This is a genomic window from Rhizobium sp. 18055, assembly GCF_902706285.1.
Lineage (GTDB): Bacteria > Pseudomonadota > Alphaproteobacteria > Rhizobiales > Rhizobiaceae > Rhizobium.
Genome location: NZ_CACSKD010000009.1, coordinates 103,202 through 114,947 on the forward strand (window position 1 = coordinate 103,202; position 11,746 = coordinate 114,947).

The 11,746-nt window shown below is 62.5% G+C and carries 14 protein-coding genes; 8 read left to right on the forward strand and 6 right to left on the reverse strand.

All coding sequences use genetic code 11. The annotated features are described in order from the left end of the window. Positions 1 to 4 precede the first annotated feature (4 nt). The 5 genes from GVL52_RS16820 to GVL52_RS16840 all read right to left on the reverse strand — a co-directional run bounded on the left by GVL52_RS16820 (position 5) and on the right by GVL52_RS16840 (position 3,843). Positions 5 to 994 (reverse strand): WD40 repeat domain-containing protein, encoded by a 990-nt coding sequence (locus tag GVL52_RS16820; protein ID WP_160009140.1) that lies wholly within the window; start codon positions 992 to 994, stop codon positions 5 to 7. Beyond that, complete coding sequence (locus GVL52_RS16825; RefSeq protein ID WP_160009142.1) at positions 994 to 2,139, reverse strand: GTP-binding protein; 1,146 nt, start codon at positions 2,137 to 2,139, stop codon at positions 994 to 996. The genes GVL52_RS16820 and GVL52_RS16825 overlap by 1 nt, the downstream gene beginning before the upstream one ends. A gap of 120 nt (positions 2,140 to 2,259) precedes the next feature. Beyond that, positions 2,260 to 2,658 (reverse strand): type II toxin-antitoxin system VapC family toxin, encoded by a 399-nt coding sequence (locus GVL52_RS16830; RefSeq protein WP_160009144.1) that lies wholly within the window; start codon positions 2,656 to 2,658, stop codon positions 2,260 to 2,262. After that, positions 2,655 to 2,981: a type II toxin-antitoxin system Phd/YefM family antitoxin gene (locus tag GVL52_RS16835; RefSeq protein WP_160009146.1), complete on the reverse strand. Its 327-nt coding sequence runs from the start codon at positions 2,979 to 2,981 to the stop codon at positions 2,655 to 2,657. The genes GVL52_RS16830 and GVL52_RS16835 overlap by 4 nt, the downstream gene beginning before the upstream one ends. Before the next feature lie 70 nt (positions 2,982 to 3,051). Next, positions 3,052 to 3,843 carry a creatininase family protein gene (locus tag GVL52_RS16840; RefSeq protein ID WP_160009148.1) on the reverse strand — a complete coding sequence of 264 codons (792 nt, stop codon included), beginning with the start codon at positions 3,841 to 3,843 and terminating at the stop codon, positions 3,052 to 3,054. A 179-nt stretch (positions 3,844 to 4,022) separates the two neighbouring features. Here GVL52_RS16840 and GVL52_RS16845 point away from each other — a divergent pair, with 179 nt between their 5' ends. The 8 genes from GVL52_RS16845 to GVL52_RS16880 all read left to right on the forward strand — a co-directional run bounded on the left by GVL52_RS16845 (position 4,023) and on the right by GVL52_RS16880 (position 10,868). After that, a complete protein-coding gene (locus GVL52_RS16845; RefSeq protein ID WP_244619207.1) occupies positions 4,023 to 4,541 on the forward strand; it encodes a MarR family winged helix-turn-helix transcriptional regulator in 519 nt (172 codons plus the stop codon). A gap of 138 nt (positions 4,542 to 4,679) precedes the next feature. Then, positions 4,680 to 5,702 (forward strand): LacI family DNA-binding transcriptional regulator, encoded by a 1,023-nt coding sequence (locus GVL52_RS16850; RefSeq protein ID WP_160009152.1) that lies wholly within the window; start codon positions 4,680 to 4,682, stop codon positions 5,700 to 5,702. Between the two features lie 42 nt (positions 5,703 to 5,744). Continuing rightward, positions 5,745 to 6,692, forward strand: coding sequence for a 2-hydroxyacid dehydrogenase (locus GVL52_RS16855; protein ID WP_160009154.1), 948 nt, complete (start codon positions 5,745 to 5,747; stop codon positions 6,690 to 6,692). 265 nt (positions 6,693 to 6,957) lie between these two features. After that, positions 6,958 to 7,347, forward strand: coding sequence for a hypothetical protein (locus GVL52_RS16860; protein WP_160009156.1), 390 nt, complete (start codon positions 6,958 to 6,960; stop codon positions 7,345 to 7,347). Between the two features lie 233 nt (positions 7,348 to 7,580). Beyond that, a complete protein-coding gene (locus tag GVL52_RS16865) occupies positions 7,581 to 8,309 on the forward strand; it encodes a response regulator (protein WP_160009158.1) in 729 nt (242 codons plus the stop codon). Next, positions 8,306 to 9,661 carry a HAMP domain-containing sensor histidine kinase gene (locus tag GVL52_RS16870; RefSeq protein ID WP_160009160.1) on the forward strand — a complete coding sequence of 452 codons (1,356 nt, stop codon included), beginning with the start codon at positions 8,306 to 8,308 and terminating at the stop codon, positions 9,659 to 9,661. The genes GVL52_RS16865 and GVL52_RS16870 overlap by 4 nt, the downstream gene beginning before the upstream one ends. 125 nt (positions 9,662 to 9,786) lie before the next feature. After that, complete coding sequence (locus GVL52_RS16875) at positions 9,787 to 10,446, forward strand: DUF3313 domain-containing protein (protein ID WP_160009162.1); 660 nt, start codon at positions 9,787 to 9,789, stop codon at positions 10,444 to 10,446. Further along, entirely contained in the window at positions 10,446 to 10,868 is a 423-nt protein-coding gene (locus GVL52_RS16880) for a hypothetical protein (RefSeq protein WP_160009164.1), read from the forward strand. The genes GVL52_RS16875 and GVL52_RS16880 overlap by 1 nt, the downstream gene beginning before the upstream one ends. A gap of 22 nt (positions 10,869 to 10,890) precedes the next feature. Here GVL52_RS16880 and GVL52_RS16885 read toward each other — a convergent pair whose 3' ends face one another. Beyond that, complete coding sequence (locus GVL52_RS16885; RefSeq protein ID WP_160009166.1) at positions 10,891 to 11,670, reverse strand: gamma-glutamyl-gamma-aminobutyrate hydrolase family protein; 780 nt, start codon at positions 11,668 to 11,670, stop codon at positions 10,891 to 10,893. Positions 11,671 to 11,746: the final 76 nt, after the last annotated feature.

Below are 11,746 nucleotides of genomic sequence, written 5' to 3' on the forward strand. Positions count from 1 at the left end.
CCTGTCAGGCGGCGATATCGACGACACCGCAATCGCCGGCTTCGGAGGCGAAGGCCAGCAGCTTGCCGTTCTTGCTCCAGCTCATCGCAGTGATCGCACCCTTGCCGGGGCGACGCAGCAGCGCTTCCTTGTTGTCGGCGAGGCGGACCGCGAGGATCATGCCGTCGATGAAGCCGATGGCGAGGATGTCTTCAGCCGGGTGGAACTTGACTGCGGTTGCCATGATGTTGGCGCGGGTGCCGAGTTCCAGCGGTGCCTTGCCCATCGGGCCATCCTTGCCGGAAAACGGCCAGACGATCGCGGCCGGTGCGCCTGACGATGCCAGCCACTTGCCCTTGGCGGACCAGGACAGCGACTTCACCTTGCCGGGATAGCCGGTCATGCGCATGTGGCGGGCTTCGGAGCCGGGCTTGATGTCGAGCTTCCAGCCGTGCAGGGCGTTTTCCTGCATCATGGTGACGAGGAAATTGCCGTCGGGTGAGAAGGTGACGCCGGTGTGGGCGCCCTTCCATTCGAGATCGACGGGCTTGGAATCGGCCGCGACCCAGTGCAGCGAGACGCCATTATAGCGGGCGGCGGCAATGCGCATGCCCTTCGGCGCGAAGGCGAGGCCCTCGACGGTGCGTTCCTCGGTGAATTCCCTGGTGGTGCCGTCGGCGAGGCGGACGATGGCGCTCTTGCCGTAGGAATAGGCGATGGCGCCCTGCGGGCCGGCGGCCAGCTGGGCGATCCACTTGCGCGGCGCATGGGCAAGTTCGGTGACGGCGCCATCGGCGGTGATGCGCAGCACCTTGCCGTCTTCGCCGCCGGAAATCAGGCTTTCGCTATAGGGATCGCGGATGCAGGTGAGCATGCCCTGATGGGCTTCCGATACCTTTTCGCTGCCATCCAGCCGGTGGAAACTGCCGGTGGCGCTGGCGAAGAACGGGACATCACCTAAAAATTCGACGGCCAGGATATGGCCGTCGAGATCAAACGGGGCAACAGTCGGCATCAGGCAGCGGCCTCGCATGCCTTGAAGGAGGCTTCGAGCTTCTCGCGATCAAGCTCGCGGCCGATGAAGACAAGACGGGTCTCGTGCTTCTCGCCTTCCTTCCAGGCGCGCTGGTGATCGCCTTCGATGATCATGTGGACGCCCTGAACGACATAGCGCTCGGGATCGTCCTTGAAGGCGATGATGCCCTTGAGGCGCAGGATGTTCGGCCCTTGCGTCTGGGTGATCTTCTGGATCCACGGGAAGAACCGATCGGCGATCATCTCGCTGCCGCGCAGCGAAACCGATTGCACCGTCACATCATGGATCGGCGACATTGCGCCGTGGTGATGGTGGTCGTGCCCATGATCGTGGGAGTGATCGTGCGCATGATCATGTCCGTGGTCGTGATCATGGTGGTGATGATCGTGGCCGTGCGCATGATGGTCGTGGCTGTGATCATGGCCGCAATCGGGGCCGCAGACATGGTCGTCATGGTCCTGATCGAGGAAGTGCGGATCATTCTCCAGCGCACGCTCGAGATTGAAGGCACCCTGATCGAGCACGCGGGCGAGATCGATGCCGGAGCGGCTGGTCTTGTAGACGCGGGCCGAGGGGTTGATGGCGCGCACGACGTCCTCGATCTGCGCCAGCTCTTCCGGGGTGACGAGATCGGTCTTGTTGATCAGCACGACGTCGGCAAAGGCGATCTGGTCTTCGGCTTCGCGGCTGTCCTTGAGGCGCAATGGCAGGTGCTTGGCATCGACAAGCGCGATGACAGCATCGAGTTCGGTCTTGGCGCGGACGTCGTCATCCATGAAGAAGGTCTGGGCGACGGGAACCGGATCGGCAAGGCCGGTGGTTTCGACGATGATGCCATCGAAGCGGCCCGGACGGCGCATCAGGCCTTCGACGACGCGGATCAGGTCGCCGCGCACCGTGCAGCAGACGCAGCCATTGTTCATCTCGTAGATTTCTTCGTCCGACTCGACGATCAGGTCGTTGTCGATGCCGATCTCGCCGAACTCGTTGACGATGACGGCGTATTTCTTGCCGTGGGCTTCCGTCAGGATGCGGTTCAACAGCGTCGTCTTGCCGGCGCCGAGATAGCCGGTGAGAACGGTGACGGGGATCGGCTTCGGCTGGGTGGGGATGGCGTCGGTCATGAGAACCTCGATAGATGGGGGCTGGCTCGAGGGGGATTGGCCCCGGGCTTTTAAATTCGTCGTCACATATAAGGAGTTGAACGCGGCAGTTCAAAGGGTTTCGTATGTTATAAGATCACATTACGGGTGAGGGTCAGATATGGCCGCAGTGATGTCGGTGTGGATGAAGTCGTTGCCGATGTAGAGCAGCGGGCAATCGAACTCCCGGGCGGTGGCATAGGCGAAGCAATCGCCGTAGTTCAGCGCGGCGCGGTGGAAGTTCTTGCCCCAGCGGGTGTAGGCCTGGGCGGCGCGTTCGGCGCGGGCGGATGTCAACTCAACGACTGAAGTTACCGACGTCGCTATAAGGTAGCGCATGTCGTCGGAAAACTTCTTTCTCGCAGCGACGATGAGCGCTTCAGCGAGTGTTGCTGCCGAGATGAGCACCGCTGTTTCCTGTTCGATAATGCGTTGGCATCGGTCGGCTTCGGGCTCGCTTGCTATGATCGCAATAAGAGCGGAGGTGTCGATAACGATCACTTGGGCAGCCCGTCCTCGTCGTACAAGAAATCCTGGCTGTGGGCGGCATCCGGCCCCGGCTCGAGATTCATATGTTTGACGCGATCGCGGATCTCGTTGATGATTTTGGACTTCTCTTCGGCACTTAGCGGCTTCTTCCGAACCTCTTCCTGCAGGTGCTGGATGAATTTGTCTCTTTCGATAGGGTCTTCGATGAAGGTCTTAACCGGAGCAAGGCGCACAACCGGCCGCCCTTCCTGCATCAGGATCACTTCCTCACCCTGATTGGCAAGGCGCACCAGTTCCGTGAGCTGGCCTTCGGCATCTGCAAGTGAAATGCGCATGTCTGCCTCCTGATCGAGAATACGGTTGCACAGAATATGGTGCATCGCAGCCGTTCACACAAGAATGGCGCTACCGCAGCACGCCCACATCAAACGCATCCACATCCGCCAGCAATTCCACCAGCCCGGCGACCGCATGGCCAATCAATGCCTCACCCTTTTCTGCCGTCGCCCTGGCTGCATTGCCGGTCACGCCCCGGTCGCTGAGGTCGGACATTTTCCAGCCGAAGGCGTGCGGGCCGTAGGCGCGCAGGTGTCTGTAGCGGACGGCGAAGTCGGATTGGTTGGAGGGGAAGTTCTCGGCTTTCGACATATCCACCGCATCCGGATGCAGCGCCAGCATTACCGAAGTCTCGATGTCGCCGCCGTGGATGTCGATGGCTTTCTCTTCCGGCGTGATGATGCCTGCGGGAAGGCCGAAGCGGGTCCAGCTGGTGGCGACCGCCAGCATGTCGAAGCGAACCCGGGCTTCGGTGGCGGCGACCGTCAGCAGCGGCGAGTTGCCGCCGTGGGCATTGAGCATCACGAATTTGCGGATGCCTTGCTGCGACAGCATTTCGGCGATGCCGAGCCAGCGCTCGATCGCTTCGCCATATCCGAGCGTTTGCGTGCCTGTCACATCCATGTGCTCGATTGAGTAGCCGACTGGTTCTGTCGGCAGGAAGGTGACGGGGAGCGTTTTCGGCAATACGACCTTGAGCCTGCTAACGATGCCTTGGGCGATCAATGTATCGGTGTCGAAGGGCAGATGCGGGCCGTGCTGTTCATGGGCGCCGAGCGGCAGGACGGCGATCCAATGGCTGCGCTCATCGGGCGAAAGCTCAGGATCATTGTCCTCGAACTGGGTTGCAGGCGCGATCATCCGGCTAAGGCCTCTTGTTTATGACGAGATCATGCGCAATGTCATAACGCAACGATCTCAATGCTTAACGCATAAGCCTTTAAATCAAAATCGGTTTGGGGGAAGGCTTGGGCGCCAATTACACTGCTTATGTGTCTGCTGTCCGTCAAACGGATGGGCGGCGCAGCAAGATCAAAGGGATGGCAATGGGCAAGAAGCACAAGGACGGCAAGAAGCAGAAGTCGAAGAAGAAGGACCAGACCGAATATACGGTGGTCGATCTTTCGCCGGCTTTGACCCAGGCCGCCCGCTCGATGCGCACCGTGCTGTCGCGCAACCTTCTGGAGAGCGGGCTTTATGCCGGGCAGGACGGCGTCATCATTTCGCTTGCCGAAACCGACGGGATGACGGCAGGTGCGCTGGCGCAGAAGCTCGGCGTCAAGGCGCCGACCATGACCCGCACCATCGGCCGGATGGAAGCGCAGGGTTTTCTCGAGCGCAAGGCGGATGCCGACGATGCGCGGCTGACCAAGGTTTATCTCACCGATCTCGGGCGCGGCAGCGTCGCGGCGATCGAGCAGGCGGCGTCTGCCTGCGACAGCCTGGCGACGCTGGACTTCTCCGAGAAGGAAATCCGCAATCTGGTGCGGCTGTTGAAGGCGATCGACGGCAATTTGCAGGCGGAAGCCATCGCGCTCGATGAGCCGGATGAAATCTAACAGTTTTGTGAATTTTGAAATTGCCTGCTCCGGTTTAATCTTTTAATTAAATATTTTAAGGACGCTTGGCTCCACGCTGACCGGGCGCATTCATTTTCGTGCGCGTCGCGTCGGCTCGCGCAGTCCCGGGGAGGGCACGTGGCTCAGAAGATCAAGCTTTCGACGATTGCCGAAACGCTCGGCATTTCCACCGCAACCGTATCCCTTGCCTTACGCGACAGCCCGCTGGTTGCCGGTGCCACCCGCGACAAGATCAAGGAACAGGCCCGGGCGCTGGGCTATATCTACAACCGCCGCGCCGCCAGCCTGCGCACCTCTCGCTCCGGCATCATCGGCGTCGTCGTGCACGACATCATGAACCCGTTCTACGGCGAAATCCTGAAGGCGATCGAGACCGAGCTCGATCGCAGCCGGCACACCTTCATTCTCTCCAACCACTACGATTCCGTCGAGAAACAGCGGACCTTCATCGAGACGCTGCTGCAGCTTGGCGGCGATGGCGTCATCATGTCGCCTGCCATTGGCACGCCGCCCGAGGACATGCAGCTTGCCGAGGATAACGGCATGCCGGCCATTCTCGTTGCGCGATCGATGGACGGCTCGGCGCTGCCGACGTTCCGCGGCGATGACAGCTACGGCATATCGCTGGCCACCAACCACCTGATCGGCCTCGGCCATCGCTCGATCGCGATGATCGGCGGTACCGACCAGACATCGACCGGCCGCGATCGCTACCAGGGCTATGTGAATGCGTTGCGCAAGGCCGAGATCGAGGTCGATCCGGGCCTGCGCATTCCGGGTCCGCGCTCGATGCAGGGCGGTTTCGAGGCCGCGGTGCATTTCCTGTCGCTGCCGCAGAAGCCGACGGCTGCCGTCTGCTGGAACGATCTGGTCGCCATCGGCCTGATGAACGGCATTGCCCGGGCCGGTCTGGTGCCGGGTGCCGATATCTCCGTCACCGGCTATGACGATCTCGAGGAAGCGTCGATCTCGATGCCGGCACTGACCACAGTGTGGAACGGTCAGGCCGAAGTCGGACGGCTTGCTGCGCGCGCGCTTCTCGATCGTCTGGCCGGCAGCCACGAACCCGACGGCATCCATCTCATCAAGCCAGAGATGCGCATCCGTCAGTCGACCAGCCCTTACCGGCCGCGGTCATAACCTGGCCCGTTCAGGGCTCGCTGTCATCAAAGAGGAAATATCATGTCCCGCATCGCTGTTCTCGTTCAGGGGAAAGTGCACGAGCGCGTTCTTGCGCGCCTGAAAGAAACGTTCGATGTCATCGAGGCCGATGCGACGGCGCTTGATGCCGAGACCGCGAAGCGCGTCCGCGGCGTCGCCGTCTCCGGCACATTCAATGCGGCGTCGATCGATGCGCTGCCAAACCTGGAGCTGATCTCCAGCTTCGGCGTCGGATACGACAATGTCGATGCCAAGCATGCGGCCACCAGGGGCGTCATCGTCACCAACACACCCGACGTGCTCAACGACGAGGTTGCCGACACGGCGATCGGCCTGCTGCTCAACACCATCCGCGAGTTCCCGCGCGCCGAAAACTGGCTGCGCGAGGGCAACTGGAAGCCGGGTCAGAGCTATCCGCTGTCGCGCTTTTCGCTGAAGGGCCGCCACGTCGGCTTCTATGGCCTCGGCCGTATCGGCCAGGAGATCGCCAAGCGTCTTGAGCCGTTCAAGGTGAAGATCAGCTACCATACGCGTTCGCGTAACGACGCATTGGCTTACGATTACTACCCGACGCTCGAAGGTCTTGCCGATGCCGTCGATACGATGATCGCCATCGTTCCGAAGACGCCGCAGACCCACAAGACCGTCACTGCCGGCATTCTCAAGGCGCTCGGCCCGGATGGCGTGTTCATCAATGTCGGTCGTGGCTGGACGGTCGATGAGGATGCGCTTGCCGCTGCTCTTTCGTCAGGTGCGCTGGGCGCTGCCGGTCTCGATGTGTTCTATGACGAGCCGAATGTGCCGGCCGCGCTGATGGCCCTGCCGAATGCGGTGCTGTTGCCACACATCGCCTCCGGCTCGGTGCCGACGCGCAATGCCATGGCCGATCTCGTCGTCGACAATCTGGTGGGATGGTTCGGTGATCGCAAGCCGTTGACGCCTGTCGCGGAAACGCCTGTGAAGGGCTGATCGTTGGCGATGCCGCGCGGCCGGATAGCTGGCGCGCGGCAGATCGGGAGCTGGCTGCGCCGTTCCCGACGCCACATTCCGCTGCTGCCGCAGAGCCGTTGCCGCCGGTATCCGCTGGGCAACACGCAGATAGAGCAAGGCTAGGGTGACCGTCCCGCCGCGCTCGGCCAGGTTCCGCGCCTGCAACATATCTTAACAAATCGGAATAAAACCTTGCGGTAGAATTGCTAGGTTGGACTGGACGCAACCGCCCAGGAACAATCCGATGCTGCATCTCCACCAATCGAGCTTTGCACCCAAGCAGGTTCTCCTGTGTCTTGCCAACGCGCAGGCGGTTGCAGGGCTGAATGCGCTGTTGACGGAGAAGGGGATTGCCGTCACCAGCGCCTATAGCTTCAGCGAATTCCGCGAGGCGGTGGCGGCTGTCGATTACGATGCCGTCGTCACGGTGACGGCGATGATCAAGCAGGTGCGCGATGTGTGCCAGATCCCGATCGTCAATGTCGAAGCATTCATATTCCAGGCGCTCGATGCCGGCGACGGCGGGCAGGCGGCCAAGCGTTTCGATGCGGCCGCCTTTGCTGCGCGCGTGGTATCGATCGTCAATCATGAACATCGCAGGCTCAGGCAACCGCCCGAACTGATCGTGGGGTGACTGCACCACCAGTTGCCCCTTCGGCGGAAAGCCGATGCGCAACTGCGAGCAGGCTGATACCCCAGGCCTGCCCGCAGTCAGACTGATAAAAACACGCAGAGCGCATCGTTGACTGCCGGGCCTCGCATGATGCCCGGCTTTTTCTTCACCAAATCCTACCTCCAAACGTATAGATCAGCATGAACGACATGATTTTGTCCGCATCCTCTCCGCCCTCGAAACCGATGACCAAGATGAACAGCACCCTTTCCGACAGACCCCGCATCCTGATCGTCGAAGACGACCGGGACATTGCCGGCATGCTGGCGGAGCTGGTGACGGAGAACGGTTGCGAGGCACATGCGGCAGCGTCGGCGCCCGAGATGGACCGGCTGTTGCGCCGCCACGATTTCGATCTGATCGTGCTCGACGCCATGCTTCCGGGAGAGGATGGCTTCAGCATCTGCAGGCGGCTGCGGGCCGCAGACACAACCCCGATCCTGATGCTGACGGCGTTGCGCGAGGATATAGACCGCATCGTCGGGCTGGAACTCGGGGCCGACGACTATGTGACCAAGCCTTTCAATTCGCGTGAGCTGATGGCCCGCATCAAGGGCCTGCTGCGCCGTGCATCCTACCGCTCCAGCGCCTTCGAGCGCGTGGCGCCGATGATGTTTGCCGGCTGGCGGATCGATGCGACGGCACGGCAGCTCTGCGACCCGGAAGGGGTGGAAGTGTCGATGACGACGGCGGAGTTCGACATCCTGCTGGCCTTTTGCCGCAACCCCGGCCGGGTGATGACCCGCGAACAGCTGCTGGCGTTGACCCATGCGGGTCTCGCCGGGCCGGTCGAGCGCAGCATCGATGTGCATGTCAGTCGCGTCCGGCAGAAGATCGAGCCCAATCTGCGCGAGCCGACGCTGATCCGAACGGTGCGTCTGGGCGGCTATGTGTTTACGCCCAAGGTGGAGATCGTGCCGTGACGCGGGGCATGGCGCCGAGATCGATCCGCAGCCAGATTTTCCTGCTCGCCACGGTGCCGATCATCGTGCTCGCCTTCGTCACCTCCGGTCTGTGGCTGATGGTCAATGTCAATGAGAGCCGCAGCGCCTGGGCGAGCCGCTTGACCGGAAGGGCCGAAATGGTCGCCGATCAGCTGCGGCTGGCGGGCGATGCGTCGGTGGAAAATGCCGTGCTGCAGGCCAGCGCGGGAGCCGGCATCACCGCGGAGATCGTCTCGGCGGGCGAGGCTGCCCGCTCCGGGAATGGGTCTGCCGCAGCGACCGATGCAGGCCGGCTTCTTGCCGCGCACATGTCGTCGAATGCCGATCGGTCGATCCGCAGCATCGCCATCGATGGCCGGCCGGCCGATGTGCTGATCCTTCGCATCGATGCCGCCCGGGCACTGGCACTGCGAATACCGGAAGCGCCAGCGGCCTCGTGGTTGACCAGGGCGGCGATGCAGGGCCTGATGGTGATCCTTGCCATCATGCTGATTGCGCTGGTGATCGTGTTTTATGCCAGCCGGCGTATCACCGCGCCGCTGGATCGCTTTGTGGCCGATGCAGAGCGCATCAGTCTCGACGAAACGACGGCCGAGCTGTTCCATGCCGTCGGTGCCTCCGAGATCCAGAGCCTGGCGGCCTCGCTGAATACGCTGCGTGGACGTATCCTCGGGATGTTCGAGGACCGGACGCAGATGCTGCGGGCCGTCAGCCACGATCTCAGAACGCCGCTCACCCGGCTTCGCATGCGCGTCGAGCGGTCGCAGGAGCCGGAGCTTCGGCGGTCGATGCTGGCCGATATTACCACGCTCACCACGATGACCGACGAATGCCTGACCTTTCTCAACAAGGTGCCGGCGTCGGAACAGCCGCGCAAGGTCGATCTCACCAGCCTGCTGCAGACTGTCGTTGCCGACTTTTCGGATGTCGGGGTTCCCGTGACCTTCAGCGGGCCGCGGCGGCTTGCCTGTGTCTGCCAGCCGCAGGCAATCACCCGTGCCGTCTCCAACATCATCGACAATGCATCGCGGTTTGCCGCGACGATCGAGGTGGCGTTGCAAGAGGCGGACGATGGCGGGGCGATCGTGACGATCAGCGACGATGGCCCCGGGCTGTCCGAAGCACTGAAGCGGCGGGCGCTGGAGCCGTTCTTCAAGGCCGACGAGGCGAGGCGTGTCGGCAGGGGCGGCGGTTTCGGCCTCGGCCTGCCGATTGCCAAGGGCATCATCCAGCATCACCAGGGAAGCCTCAATCTGCTGGACCGGACGCCGAACGGGCTGATCGTCGAGATCCAGCTGCCGGCAAATTCGCTGCCGGGCAAGACCAAATAGGACGACGTCTCGCCGCATTCGCCGCGCGCAACATTTCTTAATCAAACAACAGCCACCTAAACATCCGACCGTCTATCGCTGTCTCCAGCAGACGCTTCTCTTCGAAGCCGCTTTTGGAGCAGACATTGTTGACCATCGATAAAAACAGCCTTGTGTTGATTGCCCTCTGTTCCTTGGCGACCGGCTGCGCCAGCACCGAGCCGACAGCCTATTCCGCTCTTTCGTCCGCCGCCGAACTCCGGCCGAACACCGCCGACAGAACCGGGCGGATGCCCTATCGCTATCAGGGCAATGCCGACTGGAGACAGTATAGCAGCATCATCGTCGATCCCGTGGTGATCTACAGCGGTGCCGACAACCAGTTCGGCAAGATGGCAGACACGGACAAGGCGGCGCTTGCCAGCTACATGCAGAGCGAATTCTCAGCGCAGGCGCGCACCCGCTTTGCCATCGTTACCAGGCCGACGCCGCAGACACTGCGCCTGCGGCTGACGCTGACCGGCGCCAAGGAGAATACGCCGGTGCTCGGCACGGTGTCGCGCTTCGATCTGTTGGGCGGGCCGTATAATGCGGTGCAGGCCGTTCGCGGCCGGGAGGGCACGCTGACCGGTTCGGTCAATTATGCCGTCGAGATCTACGATGCCGGCAGTGGCCGTCTGCTGTCAGCCTACATCGCCAAGCAATATCCGGGCGCACTGAATGTCGGGGCGAGCCTTGCACCGCTGCAGGCCGCCAAGGTCGGCATCCAGAAGGGAGCCGAGGCTTTCGTGGCGCAGATGCGATGATGGCCAAACCTTCGGCACGGACCGACGCAACAGTTACTGGATTTTGCCGCTGGCTGTTCTCCAGCTGCTGTGTTGCCTTTGCCGGCAGCGCGGCGTTGCGACGGGAGCTTGTCGGCTATGGAGGGTGTCTCATGATGTTCTGGTTGATCGGTGCCGCATCCGTCAGCGGCTTTGTCATCACCGGGTTTTTCCTGGCCGTTGCGGGGATACACATGGCCCGGAACATCATCCAAACCGGCCTCGACCGCCTGGCATCGAAACATGACCTTGCCGCCCGCTATCTGGGCGGCCTGGGGTCGCTGTCGTTCTTTTCGCTGCTGGGCGGGCGGGCGTGCTACATCGCCGCCACGCTGGTCGATACAGCGCTCCAGCATGGCGAGCTCACCGGTATCGCATCGCATCTCTCAAACGGGCTGCAATAGCGCGAGCGCAGTAGTCTGCCGCTCAGGCCGTCGCCTTCGCCTGCACCGCCGGCAGCTTGCCTGTCGCATAGTCCCTGGCGGCGTCGCCGAAGGCCTGGAACAGCTGGTTGGAGGGCTTGTCGGTTTCGGCCCAGTATTCGGGGTGCCATTGTACGCCGACGGCAAAGGCCCTGGCGTCGATGACGGAGACCGCCTCGACGGTGCCGTCTTCGGCGACGGCTTCGACCTGCAGGCGCGGTGCCGTCGTGGCGATCGCCTGGCGGTGCAGCGAGTTGACCTTGATCTCGCCGGGGCCGACGATGCCTGCGATGCACGAGCCTTCCCTGACGATGACGTTCTGGCGGATCGCATACATGCTGTCGCGATCGACATTCGCCGGCTTGCGGTGGTCCCAGATGCCGGGCTGGTCCTGGATTTCGCTGGCCAGCGTGCCGCCGAGCGCGACGTTCAATTCCTGGATGCCGCGGCAGATGGCGAGCAGCGGGATGGCGCGGTCGATGGCGCGGCGGATCAGCGGCAGCGCGGTGGCGTCGCGGGCCGGATCGAAGGGGCCATCGGCATCGGTGGCCTCGATGCCGTAGAGCGAGGGGTGGACATTGCTGGCCGAGCCGGAGACCAGCACCCCATCGACGCGGTCGAGGATCGCATCGATGTCATAGCCTTCCTCGAAGGCCGGGATCATGAAGGCCATGACACCCGCGGCATTGAGGGCGGCGCGGAGATACTGGTGCTGGACGGCGTGCCAGGTGGCCCCGTCGAGCGTGCGGATATCGGCCGGAACGGCGACGATGGGCTTGGTCATGGTCTACCCTGATGGTGATGCTGCCTGCCAATGTGAGAAACCAGAATGGCGCCGAAGTCAACGTTTCCACGCAATG